The organism is Herbaspirillum sp. SJZ106 (assembly GCF_006715495.1).
GTDB lineage: Bacteria > Pseudomonadota > Gammaproteobacteria > Burkholderiales > Burkholderiaceae_D > Herbaspirillum.
Genome location: NZ_VFNI01000003.1, coordinates 50,207 through 75,348, shown reverse-complemented (window position 1 = coordinate 75,348; position 25,142 = coordinate 50,207). Strand labels below are relative to the sequence as shown.

Genomic DNA, 25,142 nt, shown 5'->3' with positions numbered 1-25,142 from the left:
GATGCAAAAAAGCCCGGAGGCGATCGCCCCCGGGCTTTTTCACGTGCTGCGCGTGTCTGGCGCGTGTCTATATACTGTGCCTTCCACGGGACAGGAGAAGACATGGAACAAGCCGGGGCCGCAGGCGTCTTGATCAGGCAAGCGCAGCGCGAAGACTTCGCGCAATGGAAAATACTCTGGGACGACTACAACGCCTTCTACGGACGTTCCGGCCCGACCGCCCTGCCGCTGGACATCACCAATACCATCTGGGCCCGCATCCACGACGAGGCCGAGCCGGTGCACGCGCTGGTGGCCGAAAGCCAAGGCCGCCTGCTGGGCCTTGCCCACTACCTTTACCACCGCAACACCATCCTGATCGGCCCAACCTGCTACCTGCAGGACCTGTTCACAGCCGAAGCCGCGCGCGGCAAAGGCGTGGGCCGGGCGCTGATCGAAGAGCTATACCGGCGCGCCGCCACAGCCGGCGCCGAACGCGTCTACTGGCACACCCACCACACCAACGCCGCGGCACGCCGCCTGTACGATACGGTGGCGGTTGATTCCGGCTTCATCGTCTATCGCAAATCTATTCAGAGCCGCTGAAAAAAACGTCGCTGGCCGCGTTGCGCCTCCTTGCCGTACCTTCGTACTGTCTGCGTCGGCGCGCCTTGCCAGCGGCGTTTTTTTTCAGCGGCTCGTCATACTATGCGCTGGCCTCGTTGAGCGCACTGACGATGTCGGCCCGCTTGAGTTCCGGAGCGAACTCCTGGATGAAGTCGAAGGCATAGCCGCGCAGGTAGGCGCCGCGGCGCACCGCCAGCCGCGCAATGTTCGGCTTGAACAGGTGGGAGGCGCTGATGGGCAGCAGATCCTGGTGCTTCGCCTGGTCCACCGCCATCGACGCCACGATGCCCACGCCCAGCCCGAGCGCCACGTAATGCTGGATCACGTCGGAGTCCATCGCCGTCAGCACGATATCGGGCTCGATGCCGGCCTGGCGGAATGCCTCGTCGATATGGCCGCGGCCGGTGAAACCGACGTCATAGGTGATCAGCGGCCAGGTCGACAGGTCTTCCAGCGCGACCCGCTCCAGTCCCAGCAGCGGATGGCCCTGCGGCACCACGATCACGTGGCTCCAGGTATAACAGGGGAAAGACACCAGCTCCTTGAACTGCGACAGGCCCTCGGTGGCGATGCCGATGTCGGCCTTGCCCGAAATCACCCATTCGGCGATATGCTCGGGCGCGCTTTGCTGGAGCGCGATGCGCACCTGCGGGAAGGCCGTGCGGAACGCCTGCACCACGCGCGGCAGCACGTAGCGCGCCTGGGTGTGGGTGGTGGCGATCGACAGCGTGCCGCTCTGCTCGCCGGAGTATTCCTTGCTGGCGCGGCGCAGGTTCTCGGCTTCCAGCAGCAGGCGCTCGACGATGCCCAGGATGCCCTTGCCGGGCTCGGTCAACCCGGTCAGGCGCTTGCCGTTGCGCTCGAAGATCTCGACCCCCAGCTCCTCTTCCAGCTCGCGGATCTGGCGCGACACTCCGGGCTGCGAGGTGAACAGCACGTTGGCCACTTCGGTCAGGTTGAAGCCGCAGCGCGCGGCTTCGCGGATGGATCGCAGTTGCTGGAAATTCATTGCGCCTGCCCTCCGTCCTGGTCGGCGAACACCCGCAAGCGGCGCGGCTTGACCACCAGGGTATCGCCGCTCTTCAGGTTCAACTGGGAAAAACGTTCGTTAGAAATCACCGCCTCGATCAGTTGCGCGTTATCGTCGCGCTCCAGTTCCAACTGGGCCAGCGGGCCGATGGCGTGCGAACGGCGCAGTTGCACCACGATGCCCTCGGCGCCGGGCGAATAACGCTCCACCTCGATATCGTGCGGACGCACGAAGCCGATGCCGGCCACATCGCGCGCGTCGCCGTGGCCGGGCGCCTCGAAACGCGCCGCGCCGGTGTCGAGCACGCCTTCATGCAGGCGGCCGTGGAACAGGTTGACGTTGCCCAGGAAACCGTAGACGAAGGGCGAGGCCGGCTGGTTGTACACCTCGGCCGGCGCGCCGATCTGCTCGACCCGCCCCTTGTTCATCAGCACCACCTGGTCGGCCACTTCCAGCGCCTCTTCCTGGTCGTGCGTGACGAAGATGCTGGTGACATGCAGTTCGTCATGCAGGCGCCGCAGCCAGCGGCGCAGCTCCTTGCGCACCTTGGCATCGAGCGCACCGAAGGGTTCGTCCAGCAGCAGCACGCGCGGCTCCACCGCCAGCGCGCGCGCCAGGGCGATGCGCTGGCGCTGGCCGCCGGAGAGTTGCGGCGGATAACGGTCGGCCAGCCAGTCCAGCTGCACCAGCTCCAGCAGGCTCTTGACCTTCTCGCGGATGGCCGCTTCCGAGGGCCGCTGGCTGCGCGGCTTCACGCGCAGGCCGAAGGCGATGTTCTCGAACACCGTCATGTGCTTGAACAGCGCGTAGTGCTGGAATACGAACCCGACCTGGCGCTCGCGCACATGGCGCGCCGAGGCGTCTTCGCCATCCAGCAGCACCTGCCCGGAGTCGAGCGATTCCAGCCCGGCGATGATGCGCAGCAGCGTGGTCTTGCCGCAGCCGGACGGCCCCAGCAGCGCAGTCAGCTCGCCCGCGGGGAAATTCAGCGAGACGTTGTCCAGCGCGATGAAATTGCCGAAACGCTTGTTGATCTGTTTGACTTCGATGCTCATGTCCTGCTCCTCTTATTCGCGGTTGCCGGCGGCCAGTTGATGATGGATGCGCCACTCGACCACGCTCTTGATCGCCAGCGTCACCAAGGCCAGGAAGGCCAGCAGCGAGGCCACCGCGAAGGCGCCGGTGATGTTGAATTCGTTGTAAAGGATCTCGACTTGCAGCGGGATGGTGTTGGTCTCGCCGCGGATATGCCCCGAGACCACCGACACCGCGCCGAATTCGCCCATGGCGCGCGCATTGCACAGGATCACGCCGTACAGCAAACCCCATTTGATGTTGGGCAGGGTCACATGCCAGAAGGTGCGCCAGCCGGAAGCGCCCAGCACCAGCGCCGCCTCTTCTTCCTCGTTGCCTTGCGACTGCATCAGCGGGATCAGCTCGCGCGCCACGAACGGGAAGGTCACGAACACGGTGGCCAGCACGATGCCGGGCACGGCGAACAGGATCTTGATGTCATGCTCGCGCAGCCACGGGCCGAAATAACCCTGCATGCCGAACAGCAGCACATAGATCAGGCCCGAGATCACCGGCGAGACCGAGAACGGCAGGTCGATCAGCGTCAGCAACAGGTTCTTGCCGCGGAACTCGAACTTGGCGATGGCCCAGGCCGCGGCCACGCCGAACACCAGGTTCAGCGGCACGGCGATGGCCGCGGTCAGCAGCGTGAGCTTGATGGCCGACCAGGCGTCGGGTTCGACGATGGAAGCGACATAGACATCCCAACCCTTTTTCAGCGCCTCGTAGAACACCGACACCAGCGGCACGAACAGGAACAGCGTCAGGAACACCAGCGCGATGCCGATCAGCAGGGCGCGCACCCACCACGGCTCCAGCGTGGCGCCCGGCGTCAGCGGCGGCTCGCCGCGGTTGATCGCGCCGGCGGCAATGGAAGTTGCAGCTCCGCTCATGTCAGGACCTTTCCGCCTGGCCGCGCTTGCGGGTCCAGGCTTGCAACAGGTTGATGGTCAGCAGCAGCAGGAACGACACGATCAGCATCACCATCGCGATGGCCGTGGCGCCGGCGTAGTCGTACTGCTCCAGCTTGGTCACGATGAACAGCGGCGTGATCTCCGAGACCATCGGCATGTTGCCGGCGATGAAGACCACCGAACCGTATTCGCCGGTGGCGCGCGCAAAAGCCAGCGCGAAGCCGGTCAACAGCGCCGGCAGCACCGTCGGGAAGATCACCCGCGTGAAGGTCTGCCAGCGGTTGGCGCCCAGGCTGGCGGCGGCTTCTTCCAGCTCGCGCTCGGCTTCTTCCAGCACCGGCTGTACGGTGCGCACCACGAACGGCAAACCGATGAAGGTCAGCGCCACCAGCACGCCCAGCGGCGTGAACGCCACCTTGATGCCCAGCGGCGCCAGCAGGCTGCCCAGCCAGCCGTTCGGCGCATACAGCGTGGTCAGCGCGATGCCGGCCACGGCGGTCGGCAGCGCGAACGGCAGGTCGACCAGGGCGTCGATGATGCGCTTGCCCGGAAAGCGGTAACGCACCAGCACCCAGGCCACGATGCCGCCGAATATCACGTTGAGCACCGCGCCCAGCAGCGAGGCGCCAAAGGTCAGGCGGTAGGAAGCCATCACGCGCGGCGATGTCACCGCTTGCACGAAGCCGTCCCAGGTGAGGGTGAAGGTCTTGAGGAAAATCGCGGACAGCGGGATCAGGACGATCAGCGCCAGATAGAAGATGGTGAAACCCAGCGACAGGCGAAATCCCGGTAGTACGCGGGTGGGCCGGGCGGGCTTGAAAGCCCCCCCAACAGCCTGCGGCGCCGGAATGGGTACAGTTGAAGCGGTCATGGGGACGTTCTCTTTTTATTACAAATGCGACTATAGGGAGCCGATAATCGCACCCGATAGTTATAAAGAGAACGAAATTTTTCGCATTCCTTTAGACGAAAACCGCATAAAGACAAAGGGGAAGAACAAAGGAATGCGCGAGGAGAATTGCAGTTGCCGCAAGAAAATGGTGATGCCGGAATATCGGCGCAGATCACCAGCCTGACGGCCTTACCTGCTCCAGCAAGCCCAGCAGCAGCTCCTGCCCCGCCAGCCAGTCGTCCAGCCCCGATTCGGCATTGATATGCCCCAGGGCCCCGGCCTGATGGAAAGACGCGCCCCAGGTCTTGGCCCATTGCCGGGCCCGCGGCGCACTCATCCACGGATCGTTTTCGCTGCCGACCACCAGGACGGGAAACCTCAGGCGATAGCTGACCTCGTCGCCGACCTCGAACTTGCCGGGGTCGGCAGGCGCCACCAGCAGCGCTGCCGCGATGGGAAAGGCGGAGCCGGCTTCCGCCTGCAAGGCGGCGGCGCGATGCACCGTAGCCAGGCAGCCGAAACTGTGCGCCACGATCACCGCCGGCCGCCCGGATTGCGCCAGCACCTCGCCCAGTCGCTGCGACCAGCGCGGCAGGTCGGGTTGGCTCCAGTCGGTTTGTTCGACGCGCTCGAAGTTTGGGTAAAGCCGCTGCCAGCGCGATTGCCAGTGCTCCGGCCCGCTGCCGTGCAGGCCGGGCGCCACCAGCACGCGATAATCGGCCAGCCGCGCCAAATGGGCGGGGGCGGGAGCTGTGGCGGGCCGGGAAAACGATGTGTTCATGGAATCCTCGCGCAAGGGTCGCGGACATGGAAGTGCGGCTGTCCACTATGCCACAGCCGCAACCTGGGTCAGGCCGCCTGTGCGCCCTCCCCCGGCGGCAGCAGGCGCGCTCCCGGGGTATCCCACAGGTAGCCTTGCGCATGGATGGATTGGGCCAGCGCACTGCCATATTGCTCCAGCTTGTCGAACACCTCACGGTTTTCAACGCGCTTGAAGAAGACGCGCACGCCCTGCTCCGCCGCGCGCAGCAACAGCAGGCCGACGCTGTCGGGATCGGGCAGTTCGCGGGCATCGACCTTGATCAGGTCGGGCCGCACCTTGTCCAGCAACCCCAGCGCCTCCAGCGGACTGTTGGCCGAGACCCCGAGACGAAAACCGTTGCGGCGGTAGTTGTCCAGCACATAGTTGAGCAACCAGCGCTGGTTGGGGGTGACCACCGGCAGTTGCAGCACGATGCGCTCATGCGGCAGCTCCAGCACCGACAGGATGCGCCGGTAGGCGACGCCGTGGTTGCTGTTGACCGCCGCCAGCAGGCGCGCGTGCACCGACAGGTGCAGCTCGGGCGCAGCGCCGCCCGGACTGGCCTGGCGGTAATAATTGATCGCATGCAGCATGCGGCACAGCCGGTCCAGCTCCACCGATTCGTCATCGCTGGCGGCGTGGTCGAGCAGCTTCCACAGATGCAGCCCGTCATCGAACCCGGAATAACTGCGCGCGAAAGCCTCGTACGCGATGATGCCGCCGTCGCCGAATGCCCGCACCGGCTGGAAGGCCGACGTCAGCGAGGTGTTGAAATAGCGTCCGACCGCGCGCTGCTGCTCGTCCAGCCATACGTTCGACGCGGTGTGCGACGCCTTGTTGAGGCGCTCCAGATAAGCGTCCAGTGCCTGAGATGTCATCCGGGCAGCTCCATGAAAAGATGCGCCGCCCCCGCCAAAGGAGCGGCATGCGGCGGCTGCCGGCCGCCGTTGAACCTGAGAACCTCTTACAGCTTGGCGATCGAGACTTCGGTCGCCTTCACCAGGGCGACGACTTCGCTGCCGATGGTCAGGCCCAGGTCTTTCACCGAACGGGTGGTGATGACCGAGGTGACGATGCCGGCCGGGGTTTCGACATCGACTTCGGACACGACCGAACCTTCGATGATGGCTTTGACTTTGCCCTTGAACTGGTTGCGTACGTTGATGGCTTGGATGGTCATGCTGTGCTCCTTGGTGGATGATGCGGCGCCGGCACCTGCCTCGCCGCGACGGTTGAAATTCGCTTGATATTCGCTTGATATGCGGTTGATCAGATAACGCTTACACTGCCCATTGCACCTGCTGCACGCCGCGCGGCGCGAACAGTTCCAACTCTTGCCCGGCGGCCGGCTGCTCGCTGCCGGGATGGCGCAGCACACGCGCCAGAATGGCTTCTTCCAGCAGCGCGAACTGCGCCTGGCCGCGCGAACGCGGACGCGCCAGTTCGATGCGCTGGTCCAGCGCGACATGGCCGTCTTCGATCAGCAGCACGCGGTCGGCCAGGGCAATCGCTTCCTGCACATCGTGCGTGACCAGCAAGGCGGTGAAGCCGCGCTCCTGCCAGATCGATTCGATCAGTTGCTGCATCTCGATGCGGGTCAAGGCATCCAGCGCGCCCAATGGCTCGTCCAGCAGCAGCAGTTGCGGATCGTGCACCAGGGCGCGCGCCAGTGCTACGCGCTGCCGTTGCCCGCCCGAGAGCACCGCCGGCCATTCGCCGGCGCGCTGCTCCAGACCGACCTGGCGCAGCGACTGCAGGGCTTGCGGCGCGGCCTGCCTGGGCAAGCCCAGGGCCACGTTGGCCAGCACCCGCTTCCACGGCAACAGGCGCGAGTCCTGGAACATGATGCGGATCTCCGGATCGCCCTGGCCTTGCCCGTAGATCACCTCGCCCTGGCTGGCGGCGTCCAGTTGCGCCACCAGGCGCAACAGCGTGCTCTTGCCGCAGCCGCTGCGGCCGACGATGGCGACGAACTCGCCCGGCTCGATCGACAGGTCGATGCCGTGCAGGACTTCGCGTCCGCCGAACGACTTCGACAAGGCCTGCAGGCGGATGCCGATGCCCCGGTTGCCGGCGGCGGTGCGGCTGACTGCTTGATTTTCCTGCGCATGGATATGCATCGGGTTCTCCTGTGGGTTCAACCTAGATCCGGCAGTTGAATGGATTCGCCGGCGCCGTGATCGGCGTGCCAGGCAAGGCGCGACGACGCGGCGCATGCATAGCGCTCTCACCACCGGAGAGAACTGTATTAACTGTATTGATACTGCCAAAGATTGTTTTCATGCTCATCCTCAGAAAATGGCAAGCGGTCGACTGCCGGGCCTAGGTTGATTGATAGCCCGGATGCCAGCGCAGCCAGAAACGTTCCAGCGCACGCGCCGCACTGTCGGCCAGCTTGCCCAGCAAGGCATACAGCAGGATGCCCACCAGCACCACGTCGGTCTGCAGGAATTCGCGGGCATTCATGGTCATATAGCCGATGCCGGCCTGGGCGGAAATGGTCTCGGCCACGATCAGCAGCACCCACACCAGCCCCAGCGCGAAGCGCAGCCCGACCAGGATGGAGGGCAAGGCGCCCGGCAGGATCACGTCGCGGTACAGCGCCCAGCCCGACAGGCCGTAGCTCCTGGCCATCTCGATGAGCCCCTTGTCGACCGAACGGATGCCGTGGAAGGTATTGAGGTAGACCGGGAAGAACACGCCCACCGACACCAGGAACAGCTTGGCCGTCTCGTCGATGCCGAACCACAGGATCACCAGCGGGATCAGCGCCAGCGCCGGTATGTTGCGCACCATCTGCAAGGTAGTGTCGAGCAGCAGTTCGGTCCAGCGCAGGCTGCCGGACAGCAGCCCCAGCACCAGGCCCAGCCCGGCGCCCACGGCAAAGCCGGAAGCCGCGCGGCCGCTGCTCACGGCCAGGTGGCGCCACAGTTCGCCGGACGCCGACAGGTTCCAGACCGCCTTGAGCACCGCCCACGGTTCGGGCAGGATGCGGCTTGACAGCCAGCCGGCCTGGGCCGCGATTTCCCACCAGATCACCAGCGCCAGCGGCAGCAGCCAGCCTATCCAGCCAGCGTTCTGCCAGCCCTGGCCTCTGCTGGCCTGGCCCTTGGATTTGCCCGCGCGTTCGGCCGGCACGCCGGCGACATCGACCACGGAATTGGAGGTTGCGCTCGTCATGGCTGCCTCAGCTGGCCGCCACGCGCACCGGCGCGGACTTGGGCACTTCGGTATTGCCGACGATCTCGCCGAAGGGGCCGGTCAGGTTGAAGCCCGGCAGCCCTTGGCGCTGGTTGCGCGGCAGCAGCGGGAACACCAGTTCGGCAAACCGGTAAGACTCTTCCAGGTGCGGATAACCGGACAGGATGAAGGTATCGATGCCAAGGTCGGCGTATTCCTTCATGCGCGCCGCCACGGTCGCCCCGTCGCCCACCAGTGCGGTGCCGGCGCCGCCGCGCACCAGGCCGACGCCGGCCCACAGGTTGGGGCTGACTTCCAGCTGGTCGCGGCGGCCGCCGTGCAGGGCCGCCATGCGGCGCTGCCCTTCGGAGTCCATGCGCGCGAAGTTGGCCTGCGCCTTGGCAATCGTTTCATCGTCGAGGCGGCTGATCAGCTCATCGGCGGCCTGCCATGCGGCTTCGTTGGTTTCGCGCACGATCACATGCAGGCGGATGCCGAAACGCAATGTGCGGCCCGCCCTGGCAGCGCGTGCGCGCACGCGGGCGATCTTCTCGGCCACCGCCGCCGGCGGCTCGCCCCAGGTCAGGTAGACATCCACCTGTTCCGCCGCGAGGTCGATCGCCTCATCGGAAGAGCCGCCGAAATACAGTGGCGGATAAGGTGTTTGCAGCGGCGGATAAAGCGCCTTGGCGCCTTTGACTTTAAGGTGCTTGCCGTCGAAATCGGTGGCGCCGCCGGTATGCGTCTTGGCCAGCACATCGCGCCAGATCTTCAGGAACTCGTCGGAGATTTCATAGCGCTCGGCATGGGTGCCGAACACGCCATCGCTCTCCTGCTCGACCGGATCGCCGCCGGTGACGACGTTGATCAGCAGGCGGCCGTTGGACAGCCGGTCGAAGGTGGCGGCCATGCGCGCCGACAGCGTCGGCGCGGTCAGGCCGGGGCGCACCGCGACCAGGAATTTGAGGCGGCGGGTCGCGTCGATCAGGCTGGCGGCCGCCACCCAGGCGTCCTCGCAGGAACGCCCGGTGGGCAGCAGCACGCCGTCGTAACCCAGCGTGTCGGCCGCCACCGCGACCTGTTTCATGTAGTCGTGGCTGACCGGACGCGCGCCCTCGGAGGTGCCGAGGTAGCGGCTGTCGCCGTGGGTGGGGATAAACCAGAATACGTTCATGCGGGACTCCTGTGAGGCGGACCTGCGCCGCCTCGCGTTGTTTATTTCATTGATTGCGTTTATTTCAGTACGGCGTCGCTGACCTTGAGCGGCTTGGGGATCAGCTTGAGTTCGAAGAAGGCGTCGGCGATCTTCTGCTGCTCGGCCAGCACGCCGGCATCGACCGGCTTGTAGATGTGGGCGTAGCGCTTCAGGCCGGTTTCGATGATGTCGGCATCCAGGCCCTGGATCGGCGCCAGCTGGGCCGCGGCCTGGGCGGTATTGGCGCGCACCCACTGGCCTTCGCGGGTAATTTCTTCCAGCAGGATTTTTTCTATCTGCGCATTCTTCGCGGCGAAGGCGCGCGCGCTCAGGAAGAACTGGTGGTGATTCACCGCGCCCACGCCGGTGGCCAGGCGACGCGCGCCCACTTGCTTCTCGGCGGCGGCCTGGAACGGATCCCAGATGGCCCAGGCATCGACCGCGCCTTTCTCGAAGGCGGCGCGGGCATCGGCCGGCGCCAGGTAGACCGGCTGGATGTCGCTATACGCCAGGCCGGCCTTCTTCAACAACGCCACCACCAGCCAGTGCACGTCGGAACCCTTGTTGAAGGCGACTTTCTTGCCCTTGAGCTCGGCCACGCTCTTGAGCGGCGAATTCTTGGGCACCAGCAAGCCCTCGGCGTCAGGCGTCGGGATCTCATACGCGGTGTAGACAAAATCGGCGCCGGCGGCTTGCGCGAACACCGGCGGCGCTTCGCCGACATAGCCGAAGTCGACCGAACCGACATTCAAGGCTTCCAGCAGTTGCGGACCGGCGGCGAATTCAGCCCATTTCACTTCCACCCCCAGCGGCTGCAGGCGTTTTTCCAGCGTGCCGTGCGTCTTCAACAGCACCAGCGTATTGGCGGCCTTCTGGTAGCCGATGCGCAGCACTTTGGCTTCCTGCGCCTGCGCGCTCGTCACGGCGCCGGCGGCAATCGCCAGCGCCCCCAACGCGGCGGCCGACAAACGCGCCAGGGCGGCGCGGCGTTGTTGGGATATGTTCTTGTCGCTATAGGCTTTCAAGGGTGCTCTCCAGTGCTTGGGCGTGCAGGCGGCCTTCCGCCGCACCAGCCGGTTGTTTGATCGGGTCAAGAGATTGCGGTGCGGCTGCTTCGCCGCCTGCTGTTGGCGCGCCTCGGGCGCCGCTCAAATGCTACATCGCACTTGCGAGAACGGGACTTCGCGGAATTCTTGCGGCGCCGCCTTGTGCAGCGCCAGGAGGCTGGCCGAGAGCTGCGCCACGCCTTCTTCCACGCGCGCGGCGATGGGAGCGTCGAGGGCCAGTCCGCTTTCCTCGCTCCAGGTGACCTGGGCTTCGGTGGCGTAAATGCTGGGCAACACGTGCTTGGGATTGAGCGAGGACAGCACCGGGCGCAACGCATAGTCCAGCGCCAGCATGTGCGACTGGCTGCCGCCGGTGGCCAGCGGCAGCACCAGCTTGTCGGTCAGGCCGAACTGCGGCAGCAGGTCGAGAAAGGCTTTCAGGATGCCGCTGTAGGCGGCCTTGTAGACCGGCGTGGCGATCACGACCGCAGAAGCCTCTTCCACCGTCGACAGCGCGGCCTTGATCTGGGCGTCGTTCCAGTCGGCGCGCAGGATGGCCTGGCCCGGCAGGTCGCGCACTTCCAGGCGCGCGTAGCGATGGCCGAGCTGCACCAGCTTATCGCCAACGTGGTTCAACAGGCGGGTGGAACGGGATGGCGCCGAGGGGCTGCCGGCCAGCAACAGGATGGTCATGTCGGTCTGCTTTATTTGCTTTGCTTTGCTTTGCTTTGCTTTGCTTGCTTTGCTTTCTTGCTTCGGCAGGCAGGCCGGCTCAGCCGGCCTGCATGTGCTTGCGGTCAAATCACTTCTTGCTCGGCACGTACAACTGGTCGAAGGTGCCGCCATCGGCGAAGTGCGCCTTCTGGGCCTTCTGCCAGCCGCCGAAATCCTTGTCGATGGTGACCAGGTTCAGCTTGGGGAACTGCGACGCATACTTGGCGGCGATCTTCGGGTCGATCGGACGGTAGTAGTTCTTGGCGATGATTTCCTGGCCTTCTTCCGAGTACAGGTGCTTCAGGTATTCTTCAGCCACCTTGCGGGTGCCGCGACGGTCCGCCACCTTGTCGACCAGGGCCACCGGCGGTTCGGCCAGGATCGAAACCGAGGGCACGACGATGTCGAACTTGTCCGGGCCCCACTCCTTGAGCGAGATCAGCGCCTCGTTTTCCCACGCCAGCAGGACGTCGCCGATGCCGCGTTCGACGAAGGTGATGGTGGCGCCGCGCGCGCCGGAATCCAGCACCGGCACGTTCTTGAACAACTTGGAGATATAGTCGCGCGCAGCGGCTTCATTGCCCCCCTTCTTCTGGCCGTAGGCCCAGGCCGCCAGGTAGTTCCAGCGCGCGCCGCCGGAGGTCTTGGGATTGGGCGTGATGACGGAAACGCCCGGCTTGACCAGGTCGTCCCAGTCCTTGATCTGCTTGGGGTTGCCCTTGCGCACCAGGAACACGATGGTCGAGGTATAGGGCGAGCTGTTGTGCGGCAGGCGCTTTTGCCAGTCGGTCGGCAGCAGCTTGGCCTTTTCCGAGATTTCATCGATGTCGTAGGCCAGCGCCAGGGTCACCACGTCGGCATCGATGCCGTCGATCACCGAACGTCCCTGCTTGCCGGAACCGCCATGCGAAGCCTTGATGGTGACGTTGTCGCCGCTCTTTTCCTTCCAGTATTTGGAAAAGGCCTTGTTGTAGTCGGCATAGAGTTCGCGCGTCGGGTCGTAAGAGACGTTGAGCAACGAGATGTCGGCCGCCTGGGCCACATGTGCAACCTGCGCCAGCACCAGTGCGGCCGCAATCGTCTTGATGATGTTCTTGAGCTTCATATCCGTTCCCAATGAGTGTTGTCTTCATGCGTTTTTGTTTGGAGAGCACAGGTTAATGAGCGCCCTCCCAAAAAAGAACGAATACTTTCTTCTCTAGTTATGCAAAAAACAGATATGCAAGATCAGGAGCGCCGAATAAAGAGCGGCGTCTTTATATCAAATCGGATAGCAAGCGCTGACGATGATGATGTCAGGCTGAAAACCCTTCGCCGTTGCGGCGTTGGATGCCATCCCCCATCGACGGGCAACGGATGGCCAGGTCAAAGCGGAGAGCGAGCGAACGGTGGTGCCGGACCGGCTTGGCCCAGCGTAGATGTCTCCTGCACGGAAGCCGGTGAGTGAATCGCCCCTATAAAAGCACGACCGAACTTTTTGTTGTTTTCACAATGTGGTATAACTGTCCTATTGCAACGCATCAGACTGCACCATGAAAAAAGAAGCGGCAGGCGAGACGGACAACATTTCCATCCAGGTCATCGAGCGCATGGTATCGCTGCTCGACGCGCTGGCGGCCTATCCCGACCCGGTCAGCCTCAAGGAGCTGTCCGCCGCCACCAAGCTGCATCCATCGACGGCCCACCGCATCCTCAACGACTTGGTGGTCAAGCGTTTCGTCGACCGCGTGGAACCGGGCACCTACCGCCTGGGCATGCGCCTGCTGGAGCTGGGCAATATCGTCAAGAGCCGCCTGTCGGTGCGCGAAGCCGCGCTCGACTTCATGCGCGCCCTGCACCGCAAGACCCACCAGACCATCAACCTGTCGGTACGCCAGAGCGACGAGATCGTCTACATCGACCGCTCCTTCTCCGAGCGCTCCGGCATGCAGGTGGTACGCGCCATCGGCGGCCGCGCGCCGCTGCACCTGACCTCGACCGGCAAGCTGTTCCTGTCGGTGGACGACCCCAAGGCGGTGCGCGCCTATGCGACCCGCACCGGGCTGGCCGGCCACAACAAGAATTCGATTACCGACCTCTCCAAGCTGGAGCGCGAATTGTCCATGGTGCGCGCGCTCGGCTATGCGCGCGACAACGAGGAGCTGGAACTGGGGGTACGCTGCATGGCGGCCGGCATCTGCGACGACTCCGGCAAGCTGGTGGCGGGCCTGTCGATTTCGGCCCCGGCCGATCGCCTGCAGGAGGAATGGGTGGAAGACCTGGTCAGCACCGCCAACCAGATTTCCGCGGCACTGGGATTCGACAGCAGTCGGGGCCGGGCCTGAGGGAAACAATCCTTTCGCCGCTTCCCTCCTCCATCGTGCGGGCATAAACGCGGGCATAAAAAAAGCGAACCATTTAATACGGTTCGCTTTTTTATTGGCGCCCGGGCGCCGGCGGCAAGACCTGGGGGCATCAACCCTGGTCGGCACGCACCATCTTCACGCGGGTCAGGTTCTTCGGCGCATCTTCCACCAGCCACTTGCGCATGCGGGTGGCGTCGCCCACGTGCGACAGGCGCCCCTTGGAATCGAGGAACACCATCACGATGGGACGGCCTTCGATACGGGTCAGCATCACCAGGCAATGGCCCGCTTCGTTGATGAAGCCGGTCTTTTGCAGGCCGATGTCCCAGTCCTTGTTCGACGTCAGCCGGTTGGAGCTGTTGTACTGCAGCGCGTGGCCGCTCGGCTCGACCATGTATTTGGAATCGGTCGAATACTGGCGGATCACCGGATATTGGTAGGCCGCCACGACCAGCTTGGCCAGGTCGCGCGCGCTGGCGACGTTCTGGCTGGACAGGCCGGTCGAATCGACATAATGGGTATCCTGCATGCCCAGCGAACGGGCCTTGGCGTTCATCGCCGCCACGAAGGCCGGCAGGCCGCCCGGGTAGTTGCGGCCGAGCGCGGAAGCGGCGCGGTTTTCCGAACTCATCAGGGCGATGTGCAGCATGTCGTCGCGGCTCAGTTGCGCGCCTACGCGCAAGCGCGAGCTGCTGTGCTTTTCGCGGTCGACATCGTCGTCGGTGACGGTGAGCACTTCTTCCATGTTCATGTGCGCTTCCACCACGACCAATGCGGTCATCAGCTTGGTGACCGAAGCGATCGGCAGCGCCACGTTGGAATTCTTTTCAAACAGAACCTGCGAACTGGCCTGGTCGATCACCAGCGCGACGTTGGAACGCAGCGCCAGCGGGTCCTGCGTCATGTTCAGTCCGGCCAGGTCGCCCGCGGTCATCACCGGCGGCACGGCCGGGATCGACGGCGCAGCCGATACGCGCTGGTAGCTCACATGGCGACGGCCTTTGACCGTGGAGACCTTGCGCACCAGTTTCTCGCGGTTGTTCAGCGAGCCTCGGGCGACGGTTTTGACAGTCTTGGTGGGCGTTACCGTGCGTTTGGCGGCCACTTTTTTGGCGGCGGCCTTCTTGACGACGGTTTTTTTGGCGGCGGAGGTTGTCTGGGCATGGGCGGGAGCCAGACCAGCGTGGATGAATAATAAGGTTGTAAGAACGGCCAGCGCTGATTTGAACATAGGTGGATCTCCCCCCAAATTAACCCGGATAATACATAAGAGAAACGTTGGCAGTGTAGCAAAAAGCAGAAATTCCGCAAGAGAATTAAGTAGTTAGCGTCGATAATTAAACGACTTTCTACTTGTCGCCTGGCTCCTCTCCCCTGAGCAGCCCCATGTTTTTCTGATGGTTACGGCGAATTTACAACGATTCTTTGCGCCCCTTTGACTCGCAGGCTTGCCAGCACCGGTACCAAAACCGAGACATCATACCAGCGTAAAACTTTGCCGGGCACCGCTATCCCCATCAAAAAGGCAGATCAATAACGGCAAAATGGGCTGCGCCGTTGACGGGCAGCCCAGGAAAAACCCCCGCCGGATGGCGATCAGGACTTGCGCGCCTGCAGCATGGCGACATCGATGGAAAACGAATAGGCGCCATCCAGCGCGAAATAGTCTTTCACCTCTTGCGGCGCGCTGTCCCACAGCGCCTTGATGGCGGCCACATTGCCGGCCGGCGTGCGCATGCGCGCCACCCAGCTGTCGAATTCCAGGCGCAGCTTCCAGGTCTTGTCCGAGGCAATCGCAAAACCCGCCTGCCCGAGCAGTTTGCGCCACGAATTCAGGCTGATGTTGCGCACGTGCGAAGTGTCGCGCAGCAGCTCGATGGCCTGCACATAGGTATCGGCCAGCACGTCGGCCGGCGCGGCCGTATCGATGACGATGAAGCGGCCGCCCGGCTTGAGCACGCGCAGCACCTCGCGCAGGGCCTGCGGCACGTTGCGCCAGTGATGCACGCTGAAGCGGGTACACACGAGGTCGAAGCTGGCGTCGGGAAAATCGAGCTTGTCGGCGCTGCCCTGGCGCACGGCCAGATTGTCCAGCCCGCGCTCTTGCGCGGCCGAGGCGACCACGTCCAGCATTTGCGCCGACAAGTCGTAGGCAATCACCTTTTGCACCACCGGCGCCACCGCGAAGCTCGCGTGGCCGCCGCCGCAGCCCAGGTCCAGCACGCGCGCATCAGGAATGGCGGCGGCGATCTGCGCCAGCTCCTGCAGGTCTGCGCCCTGCGCGTGGACCGCGCTGGTGAGATAGGCGGCGGCGGTGGATCCGAATTGTTCTGTCACGACTTCCTGATGGCTACGCATTTGCTTTGGCTCCTGTTGTTGCGGTGGTGGGATGAGATGAGCCAGTCTAAACTTTTTTTATCCTGTTACAAGTTAGGCATTTATACTATTACCCAAAGCAATAGTTTCGCCGCTGCGCAACAATCCTTCCACGCCTTCATCGACCGCAAACCCGCATGGATAACGACCTCGCCAGACGCCGCGCCCTCGGCGAATTCATCAAGACCCAACGCGAACAGACGCTGCCTGCGCAAGCCGGCCTGCCGCAAATCTCGCTGGGCGGACGGCGCCGCACGCCCGGCCTGCGGCGCGAGGAAGTGGCCCAGTTGTGCGGCATCAGCGTGACCTGGTACACCTGGATCGAACAGGGCCGCACCGACTCGGTGTCGCCGCAGGCGCTGTCGCGCCTGGCCGAAGCGCTGCACCTGCCGCGCGCCAAGCGCGCCTACCTGTTCGAACTGGCGGGAAAAAAGGATCCGGTCTTGCCGGAGCATGGCGACGAATCGGTGATCGCCCCCGAAATACTTGAGGTGGTGCGCAATGTCCGCGCGCCCGCTTATCTGATGGACCGTTACTGGAACGCGGTCGCCTGGAACCCGGCGGCGCGCAAACTGTTCACCGGCTGGCTAGATACCCGCGCGGGCAACCGCAACCTGCTGCACTTCATGTTCTGCACGGAACAGGCGCGCCAGTTGACCGCCGACTGGGAACAACGCGCGCGCCGCGTGGTGGCCGAATTCCGCGCCGATTGCGCGCAGTTGCTGGACGACCCGCAAGTGGCGGCGATGGTGGAAGAACTGTCGGCGCACAATGCGCTTTTCAAGCGCGCCTGGCGCCTGCAGGACGTGGTCGAACGCGAAGGCGGAGAACGCCGCTTCCACCATCCGCAACTGGGCGAACTGAGCTATCGCCAGGTCAACTTCCGCGTGGCCAACCGGCCGGACCTGAAACTGGTGACGCTGATGCCGCTGATGACAGACAGCGCCGGCGCCGACTGACTGCCCTACTTGCGCACCACGAAGGCAACCCCGATCACGCCGATCAGCATGCCCAGCGCGCCGACCAGGCTGAAGGCTTCGCCGAACATCAGCCAGGCCATCACGGCGGTGGTCGGCGGCGTCAGGTACAGCAGGCTGGTGACGCTGGTGGCGGCGCTGCGGCGGATCAGCGCGAACAGCAGGAAGATGGCGCCGATCGACAGCGCCAATATCGACCACAGCAAGGCGCCGACGAATTGCGGCGTCCACGATACCTGGCTAAGCCGCCAGTCCAGCCCTTCGACGGCGACGGCGAACGGCAGTACCACCAGCGCCGAGGCCAGGAACTGGATCGCGGTGCCGGTGCGCAGATCGAAATGGGAACAGTAGCGTTTCTGGTACAAGGTGCCCGCCGTGATACAGACCAGCGCGAATACGCACAGCGCGATGCTGGCGCCCGACAGCCCGATCAGCGAAATCTTGTTGGCGACCACCAGCCCGACCCCGCACAGGCCCAGCAGCAGGCCCAGCCATTGCCGCTTGCGCACCGACTCGCCCAGCAAGGGCGCGGCGAACGCGGTGAGGATCGGTTGCAGCCCGACGATGAGGGCCGACAATCCCGCCGGCATGCCGATCTTGATCGCGCACCACACTCCCGCCAGGTAGCCTGCCTGCAGCAGCACGCCCGCCACCGCCACATGGCGGATGCGGCCGTGCGGCCAGGGCGCGCGGAACAACCACACCAGCGGCAACAGCACCGCCAGCACGCCGACAAAACGCAGCAGCAGGAAAGTCAGCGGCGGCGCGTATGGCAAGCCGAATTTGGCCACGATGAAGCCGGTGCTCCAGATCAATACGAACACCAGGGGGACCAGGCTCAGCAAGACCTGCTTTTGCCGGCTGCTGCCGGCGGCGGAGTGCGTCATTTGTTCTTCCAGGATCGGCCGCGCCTGTGCGCGGTCTCAGTCGCCGCATCCATTGTTCCAGTCAATGGCATGGAGCTTGGCGAGTTTTATCGTTTGTATGTGGACGGCCACTGTCTGTTCTATGTCTCGGCCGTAACCGCCCGCCATCGTAACCGCAACCGGGATTTTGTGCTGGCGGGAAAACGAAAACACCGCCCGGTCGCGCGCCGCCAAGCCGGCCATGCTCAACTTCATCTTGCCCAGCCGGTCGCCCTCATGGGGATCGGCCCCGGCCAGGTAGATCAGCAACTGCGGCGCGAACTCCGCCTGCAGCCTGTGCAGCGCCGTCGCCAGCGCGGCCAGATAGTCGTCATCCCCCACCCCGTCCGGCAAGGCCACGTCGAGGTCGCTGCGCTCCTTCTCGAAGGGGTAGTTGTTTTCCCCATGCAGGGACAGCGTAAATACCGAATCGTCGCGCGCCAGGATCGATGCCGTGCCGTTGCCCTGGTGCACATCGAGATCGACGATGGCCACCCGCGCAGCGCGCCGTTCGGCCTGCATCAGCCGTGCGGCGATGGCCGAGTCGTTGAACACGCAAAAGCCGGCGCCGCGGTCGGCATAGGCATGGTGGGTGCCGCCGGCCAGGTTGACCGCAATGCCCTCGCTGAAGGCGGCGCGGCAAGCGGCGATGGTGGCGCCCGACGAACGACGCGAGCGCTCCACCATCTGCGGCGTCCAGGGAAAACCGATATCGCGCTGCTCGGCGGCGCTCAGCTCGCCGCGGCTGGCACGCGCGACGTAATCGGGATGGTGCGCCAACGCCAGTTCACCGTCGGAAGCCGGCATGGCTTCATGAAACTCGAGCCCCGGCACCGCCCGCGCCGCGCCTTCGCGGATCATGCGGTACTTGATCATGGGGAAGCGGTGGCCGGGCGGCAATGGCAGGACGAAGTGGTCGCTGTAGAAAGCTTTCAAACCGGATTTCCAGGAAAACAGTTAGGCAGAAAAACAAAGGCGCAAGCAATGCCAAGGAAGCGAAGCCCCGGATGCGCCAATGATGCGATGCAGGATGGTAGCACCTCCACCGATGAGCAAATGCCTCCAAGTCGAGCAAAAGATGGATTCCAGCCACTCAAATATTCGGCGCCGGAATCTAATTTTTTTGAGCTCTTCCTCACTGGTAACACCACTGAAGAAACGTGAGTCATCACATGCCAACAATCATGATTCCCATGACATGAAAGTCATTGACTTTGCGTCCTTTTAAACTAGAATCGTTTTGTGCAACGCATCATATTCAAATAAGAAATTACATCGGAGAACCCTTCCCCCCAGTTCAGATCGGTCCGTAAGCAATCACTGTAGTCAGAGTCCTTTCGTCACCGCCCTTTTCATCAACCCATCAAACCGAAGGATGTACCAACATGACCACCTACACCGAACAATTTTCTGCCGCTGCCAAAGCCAATGTCGAAGCCCAGATCGCGCTGTTCAGCCAATTGGCGAGCAAGACCTTTGAAGGCGTGGAAAAACTGGTTGATCTGAACCTGAAAGCGGCAAAATCTTCGCTGGAAGAAGGCCAGGCCACCGCGCAGAAACTGTTTGCCGCCAAGGATCCGCAGGAGTTCTTCTCGTTGTCTTCCGCCCAGGCCCAGCCGGCAGTCGAAAAATCCGTCGCCTACGGCCGCCACCTGAGCAGCATCTTCTCCAGCACCCAGGCCGAGCTGACCAAGACCGCCGAGGCCCAGATCGCCGAAGTCAACCGCAAAGTCATCTCGCTGATCGACGAGGCTGCCAAGAACGCGCCGGCCGGCTCCGAACAAGCCATTTCCCTGCTGAAATCGACGATCGGCAATCTCAATGCCGGTTATGAGCAGTTCACCAAAAGCGCCAAGCAGGCCGCCGAAGTGGTCGAAGCCAACGTCGCCAATGCCGTAGACCAACTATCGCAGGCCACCACCAAAGCAACCAAGACCACCAGGAAATAAGCCCTGCGAGCCGGCGCGCCAAAAACGCGAGCCGAACAAGAAGTTTTTGTCTATGATGAAGCTTGGCCGGTTCGCTTTTTAGTTCTTTTACCCGATTTGCGCAGTTGCCCACAGGTTCATCGCCTGCAGGGAATGGCCGATACGGCAAACCAGTCGATTCCGCGTGCATGCGCCAACCGGCGGCAGTGAATGGCCCGCATGGCAAACCGCCGCCGGGCCGGCGTGAAAAGATTGTCTCCTCGGTATCCGATTCCTCCTACGATACCGTTAAATGCCTCGGCGCCGCCGGGGCATTTTTTTATCCGTGGTGTGGGATGAACGCCCATGCCAAACCGCGGCCGGGAGATGAATCGGCCCCGCCTTCCTGCCAACCGGGCCTGGCAATTGAACGCCCCCGAATGAGGGCGTGGACAAGTGTTTAGCTGTTCAACTGGTTTAGCTGTTCAACTGGAATTCCGCCTTCAACTGGCGCAAGCCCTCTTGCATCTTCTCGAACGCCGGTTCGACCTGTTGCGGGTCGCCCTTGACGCCAAGGTCGATGTGGCGGCGCGTCTTCTCGTCGCCCACGTGCGGCAGGCTGAACACCTTGACCAGCGGGAATTGCGCCTCGATCAGTTCCATCAGCGGCGTCAGCGTCGATTCGGCCGACTCGAACACCAGCATCGACCGTTCGGCCCAGGCGCGGCGGTGGAACAGGTCGGCGTAATTGCTCTCCAGCACCCATTCGAACATCGGCCAGGCCATCACCGGGAAGCCGGGGGCAAAATAATGCGCCCCTTCGCCGCTGGTGTTGCGCACCGAGAATCCCGGGATCTTGTTGTAAGGATTGGGAATGATGGAGGCGCCCTGCGGGAATTCGCCCATCTTCAGGCGGTGCAGGTTTTCCGGCGCGTCGTAGTCGGGCGCGATGCCGGTTTCACGCGACATGTCGGCGATGCGCTCCTGGATCTTTTCCTTGGCCTCCGGATGCAGGGCCAGCGGCACGCCCAGGGCCGCCGCCACGCATTGGCGCGTGTGGTCGTCCGGCGTGGCGCCGATGCCGCCGGTGCAAAACACGATGTCGCGGGTGGCAAGCGTGCGCTTCAGGGTGGCCGTGATGCGCTCCGGTTCGTCGCCCACGTATTCCGCCCAGCCCAATTGCAGGCCGCGCTCGGACAACAGTTCGAGCACCTTGGGGAAATGCTTGTCGATGCGGCGGCCGGAAAGGATTTCGTCGCCGATGATGATGAGTCCGAATGCCATGAGTCCGCTCTGCCAGTGGGGTTGATCAAACTCCGGGGATTATGCCCGATTCCCCCGATACACGCCGACGGCGAGGGGCATCGGGACAAGGATGCGCCGCTCAGCGCGGCCCGGCATCGATGACGTCCGCCGCCGGCCGGATCAGGTCAGCGCCGCCCGGATCGTCCGGCGGCTGCCCGCTGCGATAACGCTGCAATGCTTCCAGGCAGTAGTACTGGAACCACAGCCCGGTGAACACGAACACCAGCACGTACAGCCAGATCGCGCCGGCGGCCAGCAGCGGAAAGAAGATCACCGACAACGCCCCGCCCAGCCACAACAGCGTGGGCGCGGCGCCCATGGCACCGGCGATGGTGCCGATCACCAGCAACGGCCAGCGATGCAGGCGCAACACCGTGCGGCGCTCGTCGGCGCTGGCATAGTCGGCCAGCGTGTCGTAAGCCATCACGCGATAGGTCAGCCAGCCCCACAGCAAAGGGTGGACGGCGAAAGCCAGCGGCGGAATCAGCGACACCGGCAACGTCACCAGCCAGCCGACCACGAACACCGCGAAGCACCACAGCGAAGTCCACAGGCTGCCCCACCAGCTGCCGCCCCGGCGCATTTCCAGCTGCGGGTAATGGCGGGAGCCGATATGGCGGGCGATGGCGGGAATGGTGAACAGGCCGACGAAGACCAGCGCCGTCAGGATCATCAGCGGCAGCAGCGCCCACATCGCCAGCATGGGCACGATCACCGTCTTGAGGGCCCCCATGCCGAACCAGCTCAGCACGGAGCCGGCGATGCCGAACATGCTGTGGACCACGAAGTAGTCCTGCAGCCAGTCGATCATCGGCTGCAGCGCCAGCCACAGGCCGACCGCCCAGATGCAAACCGAGAACACGAACGGCAGCACCGTCAGCAGCAGCATGCGGATGTGCAGCTGCGACAGCAGCGCGCGCCCGAACGAGGACAGCAGCAGCCGCATCAGCGCGCCTTCCTGCGCGAGAATTCGACCAGGCGCTTGATGCCCAGCCATTGCTGCATCCAGAAGCCGCGTCCGTAGTCGCGGCCTTTCCCGGCGGGCGGCGGCAACTGGTCGCGCACGCCGGTATGGGCAAAGCCCTCGCCGAAATGCGCGGTGCGAAACAACATGTCCCACACCGGAAACAGCACGGCGAAATTATGCCCGCCCAGCGAGTTGCGGCCGCGGCTTTCGTGGCCGATGCCGATGGCGTGGTGCAGCCGGTGAAACCGCGGCGACACCAGCAGGCGGTCGCCGATGCGGCCGAAATGGATGCGCACATTGGCATGCTGCAGGCTTTGCAGCATGCGCGACAGCGACACCAGCAGGATGTATTGCGAAGGCTCGACGCCGATCAGCAGCGCCACCAAGCCGAGGAAGATGTCATGCACCAGGTCGTCCAGCACGTGGTTGCGGTCGTCGCTCCACAGGTTCATGTTCTGCTGGCTGTGGTGCAGGCTATGCAGCGCCCACATCCAGCGTACGTTGTGCTGGGCCCAGTGATACGCGTATTCGCACAGGTCCAGCGCCACCAGGTAGAGCAGGAAGCTGACCAGCGCGCGGTCGGTCACGCCCGGCCAGATCTGGTCGAGGTTGAAGGTGCCCCAGCCCTCCAGGTGCAGCATCTCCGCCGCGTACGACAGCGTCGGGTCGAGCAGCAGGAAGGCGAGGATGGGGATCACGCCCAGGCGCTGCAGCACGGTGTAGATGAAATCGTTCCAGCGCGCGTAGGGATCGGTGATCTTGTGCACCGGGATCATCGATTCCAGCGGACGCAGGATGAGAAAGAGGATCACCAGTTCGCAGATGCCGACCAGCACCCACTCGGTGCCGGTAAAGGCGTCTTCGACGAACTCCCCCATGCCGATGAAAAACACCAGCGGCTGCACGATGGTTTCGAACAGCCAGCCCTGGACGGCGGCAAAGAGGTCTGCAATGGTCTGGATCATGAATCTGTCTTATCCGATAGGTATCGTATCCTGCGGCCCCGTTTCGATCAGGGACGCCGTGGCGCGTTCCCCGCCCCGGCAAACAAATGCCGGTAAGCCGGATGGTCGCGCAGCGTGGCAAAGCAAAACCCCTTCTGTTCCAGCCCCGTGACCAGCGGCTCCAGCACGGCCGGCGCCCAGGCATCCCGGCGCGACCAGATGCCCATGTGCGCCAGGAAGATATCGCCGTCCTTCAGCCCGTTGAGCGCCTTCTTCAGCAGCATCTCATTGGGAAACTTGTCGCTGGGCAGTTCATCGCCGGAAAAACCGGCCGGCGCCCATGCCACGTGCGCATAGCCGCAAGCCTGGCCGGCCTTGAGCAAATTCGGCGTGAGCTTGCCGCCCGGCGCCCGCCACAGCGGATCGAGCTTGCGGCCGGTCAGCGCCTCGAAGCGCTGGTCCACGCGCTGCATTTCTTCGCAGTACTGCGCCGGCGTCCACTGCTCTTTGCGGCCTGCCTGGGCGCCGAACTGCGGGCGCACTTCGATTTTACCGCCCGGCAAGTCGCGTACTACATAAACATGGTCGAAGGTATGCGTGCCGAAAGCATGCCCCTCTTCGGCCAGGCGCTTCCAGAGCGGTTGCCAGCCGGGATCCAGGGAATAGTCGCCGCGGATGGTCTTCTCGTTGGCCAGGAAAAAGGTGGCCTTGATATGGTGGCGCAGCAGCGTCTGCTCGATCAGTTCGGCCTGCGACTGGCTGCCGGTATCGAAGGTCAGGTAAATCGTGCCTTTGCAAGCGGCGGCCGTGGCCGGTGCCTGGGTCGCTTGCTGCGCTTGTGCAAAGGCCTGGCCGGCCGCCAGGATGGCGCCCAGGACCAGGCCGTTGAGTTGTCTTTGGGAAAAAGAATATTTCATCGGGCCGCCACACTCAGGCCATGCGCTCAGACATCCGGCGCACGGTTATACAGGTAGATGCCATGCGGCGAGCGTCCGACCGGGATCACCTTGGTGACCGAACGGCTGGCCAGGTCGATCACCGCCACCTTCTTGATCCAGCGCAGGGTAACCCACATGGTCTTGCCGTCGTCGGTCACTTCCATGCAGTCGGGGCCGCCCGGCACCTTGATGACGCCGACGTTTTCCAGCGTCTGCATGTCGATCACATTGATGCTGTTGGCGACGCGGTTGGAGACATAGACAAAGCGCTTGTCGCCCTGGGCGCGGAAGTTGTGGGCGCCGGCGCCGGTCTTGATCTGCTTGACCAGTTTCTGGGTGCGCCAGTCGATCACCTGCACATAATCGCTGCCCATGATGCCCACCAGCAGGTATTTGTTGTCGGGCGTCATCATGATGCCTGCCGGCAGCTTGCCGACCGGGAGGGTCCATTTCACCTGCTGGGTGGCCAGGTCGATGGCGCTGACCTGGTCGCTGCCCTGCTGGGTGATGAAGGCGGTGGTGCTGCCGCTGTCGAAGGCGATGTGGCTGGGCGTCCTGGCCAGCGGGATGCGCCTGGACAGCTTGAGGTCGGTGCCGTCATAGCTGTAGACGTCGACGCGGTCCAGGCGCAGGCCGGTGGCGACGAACCATTTCTGGTCCGGCGAGAAACCGATCTGGTAAGGGTCGACGATATTGCGCAGGCGGCGCTGGACTTCGCCGGTCCTGGGATCGAGGAACAGCAACTGGTTGCCGGTGGCGCTGGCGACGATCAGGGACTTGTTGTCCGGCGTGGCCATCAGGTGGTGCGGCTCCTTGCCGACCGAGAAGGTGGAGATTTCCTTGTGAGTCGTCTGATCCAGCAGCGAAACCGAAGCATCGCCGGAATTGAGCACCACGACCACGTTCGCCTGGGCGGAAGCCGCCAGGATGGCCGAAAGGCATGCTGCGCGGAGAAAAACAGAAAAAAGTTGACTAAATCGACGCAACATGACGAACTTTACACAAAAAAGCCTGATCTCATCGTG

26 protein-coding genes are annotated in these 25,142 nt (G+C 63.7%); 4 read left to right on the top strand and 22 right to left on the bottom strand.

The genetic code is table 11. The features are described 5' to 3' along the window. Positions 1-102 precede the first annotated feature (102 nt). Positions 103-585 (top strand): GNAT family N-acetyltransferase, encoded by a 483-nt coding sequence (locus FB598_RS10095; protein WP_141914788.1) that lies wholly within the window; start codon positions 103-105, stop codon positions 583-585. Positions 586-685: 100 nt separating this feature from the next. Here the strand turns inward: FB598_RS10095 and FB598_RS10090 are convergent, their stop codons facing one another. The 13 genes from FB598_RS10090 to FB598_RS10030 form a co-directional block, all read right to left on the bottom strand. Beyond that, entirely contained in the window at positions 686-1,615 is a 930-nt protein-coding gene (locus tag FB598_RS10090) for a CysB family HTH-type transcriptional regulator (protein WP_141914789.1), read from the bottom strand. Continuing rightward, positions 1,612-2,691 (bottom strand): sulfate/molybdate ABC transporter ATP-binding protein, encoded by a 1,080-nt coding sequence (locus FB598_RS10085; protein WP_141914790.1) that lies wholly within the window; start codon positions 2,689-2,691, stop codon positions 1,612-1,614. Before FB598_RS10085 ends, FB598_RS10090 begins: the two co-directional genes overlap by 4 nt. Positions 2,692-2,703: 12 nt before the next feature. Further along, positions 2,704-3,603 (bottom strand): sulfate ABC transporter permease subunit CysW, encoded by a 900-nt coding sequence (gene cysW, locus FB598_RS10080; protein ID WP_141914791.1) that lies wholly within the window; start codon positions 3,601-3,603, stop codon positions 2,704-2,706. Position 3,604: 1 nt separating this feature from the next. Then, positions 3,605-4,495 carry a sulfate ABC transporter permease subunit CysT gene (cysT, locus tag FB598_RS10075; RefSeq protein WP_141914792.1) on the bottom strand — a complete coding sequence of 297 codons (891 nt, stop codon included), beginning with the start codon at positions 4,493-4,495 and terminating at the stop codon, positions 3,605-3,607. A gap of 193 nt (positions 4,496-4,688) precedes the next feature. Further along, the gene (locus tag FB598_RS10070) at positions 4,689-5,297 is read right to left on the bottom strand and encodes an alpha/beta hydrolase (RefSeq protein WP_141914793.1); all 609 of its coding nucleotides are present in this window, start codon (positions 5,295-5,297) and stop codon (positions 4,689-4,691) included. A 68-nt stretch (positions 5,298-5,365) separates the two neighbouring features. Further along, positions 5,366-6,196 carry an EAL domain-containing protein gene (locus FB598_RS10065; RefSeq protein WP_141914794.1) on the bottom strand — a complete coding sequence of 277 codons (831 nt, stop codon included), beginning with the start codon at positions 6,194-6,196 and terminating at the stop codon, positions 5,366-5,368. Between the two features lie 86 nt (positions 6,197-6,282). Further along, positions 6,283-6,498, bottom strand: a complete 216-nt coding sequence (locus tag FB598_RS10060; RefSeq protein ID WP_006464491.1) for a molybdopterin-binding protein — start codon at positions 6,496-6,498, stop codon at positions 6,283-6,285. A 100-nt stretch (positions 6,499-6,598) separates the two neighbouring features. Continuing rightward, positions 6,599-7,438, bottom strand: a complete 840-nt coding sequence (locus FB598_RS10055) for an ATP-binding cassette domain-containing protein (protein ID WP_141914795.1) — start codon at positions 7,436-7,438, stop codon at positions 6,599-6,601. Positions 7,439-7,640: 202 nt separating this feature from the next. Next, positions 7,641-8,498, bottom strand: coding sequence for an aliphatic sulfonate ABC transporter permease SsuC (gene ssuC / locus FB598_RS10050; RefSeq protein WP_141914796.1), 858 nt, complete (start codon positions 8,496-8,498; stop codon positions 7,641-7,643). Positions 8,499-8,505: 7 nt separating this feature from the next. Continuing rightward, positions 8,506-9,672, bottom strand: coding sequence for an FMNH2-dependent alkanesulfonate monooxygenase (ssuD, locus tag FB598_RS10045; RefSeq protein ID WP_141914797.1), 1,167 nt, complete (start codon positions 9,670-9,672; stop codon positions 8,506-8,508). A 59-nt stretch (positions 9,673-9,731) separates the two neighbouring features. Continuing rightward, complete coding sequence (locus FB598_RS10040) at positions 9,732-10,718, bottom strand: sulfonate ABC transporter substrate-binding protein (RefSeq protein ID WP_141914798.1); 987 nt, start codon at positions 10,716-10,718, stop codon at positions 9,732-9,734. Positions 10,719-10,841: 123 nt separating this feature from the next. After that, on the bottom strand, positions 10,842-11,432 hold the full coding sequence (gene ssuE / locus FB598_RS10035) for an NADPH-dependent FMN reductase (protein WP_141914799.1): 591 nt from the start codon (positions 11,430-11,432) through the stop codon (positions 10,842-10,844). Between the two features lie 109 nt (positions 11,433-11,541). Beyond that, positions 11,542-12,558, bottom strand: coding sequence for a sulfate ABC transporter substrate-binding protein (locus FB598_RS10030; RefSeq protein ID WP_141914800.1), 1,017 nt, complete (start codon positions 12,556-12,558; stop codon positions 11,542-11,544). A gap of 427 nt (positions 12,559-12,985) precedes the next feature. On the opposite strand from FB598_RS10030, the gene FB598_RS10025 reads away from it, so the two are divergent. Continuing rightward, positions 12,986-13,777, top strand: a complete 792-nt coding sequence (locus FB598_RS10025) for an IclR family transcriptional regulator (protein WP_141914801.1) — start codon at positions 12,986-12,988, stop codon at positions 13,775-13,777. Positions 13,778-13,907: 130 nt separating this feature from the next. Here the strand turns inward: FB598_RS10025 and pbpG are convergent, their stop codons facing one another. Both pbpG and FB598_RS10015 read right to left on the bottom strand, forming a co-directional pair. Then, complete coding sequence (gene pbpG / locus FB598_RS10020; RefSeq protein WP_141914802.1) at positions 13,908-15,029, bottom strand: D-alanyl-D-alanine endopeptidase; 1,122 nt, start codon at positions 15,027-15,029, stop codon at positions 13,908-13,910. 365 nt (positions 15,030-15,394) lie between these two features. Next, on the bottom strand, positions 15,395-16,156 hold the full coding sequence (locus FB598_RS10015; protein ID WP_141914803.1) for a class I SAM-dependent methyltransferase: 762 nt from the start codon (positions 16,154-16,156) through the stop codon (positions 15,395-15,397). A gap of 155 nt (positions 16,157-16,311) precedes the next feature. Here FB598_RS10015 and FB598_RS10010 point away from each other — a divergent pair, with 155 nt between their 5' ends. Beyond that, entirely contained in the window at positions 16,312-17,133 is an 822-nt protein-coding gene (locus FB598_RS10010) for a helix-turn-helix transcriptional regulator (protein WP_141914804.1), read from the top strand. A gap of 5 nt (positions 17,134-17,138) precedes the next feature. On the opposite strand, the gene FB598_RS10005 is transcribed toward FB598_RS10010, so the two are convergent. Beyond that, positions 17,139-18,038, bottom strand: coding sequence for a DMT family transporter (locus tag FB598_RS10005; RefSeq protein WP_141914805.1), 900 nt, complete (start codon positions 18,036-18,038; stop codon positions 17,139-17,141). Positions 18,039-18,074: 36 nt separating this feature from the next. Continuing rightward, positions 18,075-18,932 carry a histone deacetylase gene (locus tag FB598_RS10000; RefSeq protein WP_183405784.1) on the bottom strand — a complete coding sequence of 286 codons (858 nt, stop codon included), beginning with the start codon at positions 18,930-18,932 and terminating at the stop codon, positions 18,075-18,077. A gap of 509 nt (positions 18,933-19,441) precedes the next feature. On the opposite strand from FB598_RS10000, the gene FB598_RS09995 reads away from it, so the two are divergent. Continuing rightward, a complete protein-coding gene (locus FB598_RS09995) occupies positions 19,442-20,005 on the top strand; it encodes a phasin family protein (protein WP_141914807.1) in 564 nt (187 codons plus the stop codon). A gap of 435 nt (positions 20,006-20,440) precedes the next feature. Here the strand turns inward: FB598_RS09995 and FB598_RS09990 are convergent, their stop codons facing one another. From FB598_RS09990 to FB598_RS09970, 5 genes are all read right to left on the bottom strand, one after another. After that, positions 20,441-21,247 carry a molybdopterin-binding protein gene (locus FB598_RS09990; RefSeq protein ID WP_141914808.1) on the bottom strand — a complete coding sequence of 269 codons (807 nt, stop codon included), beginning with the start codon at positions 21,245-21,247 and terminating at the stop codon, positions 20,441-20,443. Positions 21,248-21,347: 100 nt separating this feature from the next. Then, complete coding sequence (locus FB598_RS09985; protein ID WP_141915019.1) at positions 21,348-22,214, bottom strand: EI24 domain-containing protein; 867 nt, start codon at positions 22,212-22,214, stop codon at positions 21,348-21,350. Beyond that, a complete protein-coding gene (locus FB598_RS09980; RefSeq protein WP_141914809.1) occupies positions 22,214-23,200 on the bottom strand; it encodes a sterol desaturase family protein in 987 nt (328 codons plus the stop codon). Before FB598_RS09980 ends, FB598_RS09985 begins: the two co-directional genes overlap by 1 nt. Positions 23,201-23,247: 47 nt before the next feature. Beyond that, on the bottom strand, positions 23,248-24,096 hold the full coding sequence (locus FB598_RS09975) for a polysaccharide deacetylase family protein (protein ID WP_141914810.1): 849 nt from the start codon (positions 24,094-24,096) through the stop codon (positions 23,248-23,250). Between the two features lie 26 nt (positions 24,097-24,122). Continuing rightward, the gene (locus FB598_RS09970; RefSeq protein WP_141914811.1) at positions 24,123-25,106 is read right to left on the bottom strand and encodes a cytochrome D1 domain-containing protein; all 984 of its coding nucleotides are present in this window, start codon (positions 25,104-25,106) and stop codon (positions 24,123-24,125) included. Between the last annotated feature and the right edge of the window lie 36 nt (positions 25,107-25,142).

What these genes read in the sequence shown, in the direction of transcription:
- cysW (WP_141914791.1), bottom strand. Translation starts at nt 3,603, where the DNA reads ATGAGCGGAGCTGCAACTTCCATTGCCGCCGGCGCGATCAACCGCGGC.
- pbpG (WP_141914802.1), bottom strand. Translation starts at nt 15,029, where the DNA reads ATGTTCAAATCAGCGCTGGCCGTTCTTACAACCTTATTATTCATCCAC.
- cysT (WP_141914792.1), bottom strand. Translation starts at nt 4,495, where the DNA reads ATGACCGCTTCAACTGTACCCATTCCGGCGCCGCAGGCTGTTGGGGGG.
- FB598_RS10010 (WP_141914804.1), top strand. Translation starts at nt 16,312, where the DNA reads ATGGATAACGACCTCGCCAGACGCCGCGCCCTCGGCGAATTCATCAAG.
- ssuC (WP_141914796.1), bottom strand. Translation starts at nt 8,498, where the DNA reads ATGACGAGCGCAACCTCCAATTCCGTGGTCGATGTCGCCGGCGTGCCG.
- FB598_RS10030 (WP_141914800.1), bottom strand. Translation starts at nt 12,558, where the DNA reads ATGAAGCTCAAGAACATCATCAAGACGATTGCGGCCGCACTGGTGCTG.
- FB598_RS10060 (WP_006464491.1), bottom strand. Translation starts at nt 6,498, where the DNA reads ATGACCATCCAAGCCATCAACGTACGCAACCAGTTCAAGGGCAAAGTC.
- FB598_RS09995 (WP_141914807.1), top strand. Translation starts at nt 19,442, where the DNA reads ATGACCACCTACACCGAACAATTTTCTGCCGCTGCCAAAGCCAATGTC.
- FB598_RS10090 (WP_141914789.1), bottom strand. Translation starts at nt 1,615, where the DNA reads ATGAATTTCCAGCAACTGCGATCCATCCGCGAAGCCGCGCGCTGCGGC.
- FB598_RS10000 (WP_183405784.1), bottom strand. Translation starts at nt 18,932, where the DNA reads ATGATCAAGTACCGCATGATCCGCGAAGGCGCGGCGCGGGCGGTGCCG.
- FB598_RS09970 (WP_141914811.1), bottom strand. Translation starts at nt 25,106, where the DNA reads ATGTTGCGTCGATTTAGTCAACTTTTTTCTGTTTTTCTCCGCGCAGCA.
- ssuE (WP_141914799.1), bottom strand. Translation starts at nt 11,432, where the DNA reads ATGACCATCCTGTTGCTGGCCGGCAGCCCCTCGGCGCCATCCCGTTCC.
- FB598_RS09975 (WP_141914810.1), bottom strand. Translation starts at nt 24,096, where the DNA reads ATGAAATATTCTTTTTCCCAAAGACAACTCAACGGCCTGGTCCTGGGC.
- FB598_RS10065 (WP_141914794.1), bottom strand. Translation starts at nt 6,196, where the DNA reads ATGACATCTCAGGCACTGGACGCTTATCTGGAGCGCCTCAACAAGGCG.
- FB598_RS09985 (WP_141915019.1), bottom strand. Translation starts at nt 22,214, where the DNA reads ATGCGGCTGCTGCTGTCCTCGTTCGGGCGCGCGCTGCTGTCGCAGCTG.
- FB598_RS10025 (WP_141914801.1), top strand. Translation starts at nt 12,986, where the DNA reads ATGAAAAAAGAAGCGGCAGGCGAGACGGACAACATTTCCATCCAGGTC.
- FB598_RS10095 (WP_141914788.1), top strand. Translation starts at nt 103, where the DNA reads ATGGAACAAGCCGGGGCCGCAGGCGTCTTGATCAGGCAAGCGCAGCGC.
- FB598_RS09980 (WP_141914809.1), bottom strand. Translation starts at nt 23,200, where the DNA reads ATGATCCAGACCATTGCAGACCTCTTTGCCGCCGTCCAGGGCTGGCTG.
- FB598_RS10055 (WP_141914795.1), bottom strand. Translation starts at nt 7,438, where the DNA reads ATGCATATCCATGCGCAGGAAAATCAAGCAGTCAGCCGCACCGCCGCC.
- ssuD (WP_141914797.1), bottom strand. Translation starts at nt 9,672, where the DNA reads ATGAACGTATTCTGGTTTATCCCCACCCACGGCGACAGCCGCTACCTC.
- FB598_RS10005 (WP_141914805.1), bottom strand. Translation starts at nt 18,038, where the DNA reads ATGACGCACTCCGCCGCCGGCAGCAGCCGGCAAAAGCAGGTCTTGCTG.
- FB598_RS10015 (WP_141914803.1), bottom strand. Translation starts at nt 16,156, where the DNA reads ATGCGTAGCCATCAGGAAGTCGTGACAGAACAATTCGGATCCACCGCC.
- FB598_RS10070 (WP_141914793.1), bottom strand. Translation starts at nt 5,297, where the DNA reads ATGAACACATCGTTTTCCCGGCCCGCCACAGCTCCCGCCCCCGCCCAT.
- FB598_RS09990 (WP_141914808.1), bottom strand. Translation starts at nt 21,247, where the DNA reads ATGGCATTCGGACTCATCATCATCGGCGACGAAATCCTTTCCGGCCGC.
- FB598_RS10085 (WP_141914790.1), bottom strand. Translation starts at nt 2,691, where the DNA reads ATGAGCATCGAAGTCAAACAGATCAACAAGCGTTTCGGCAATTTCATC.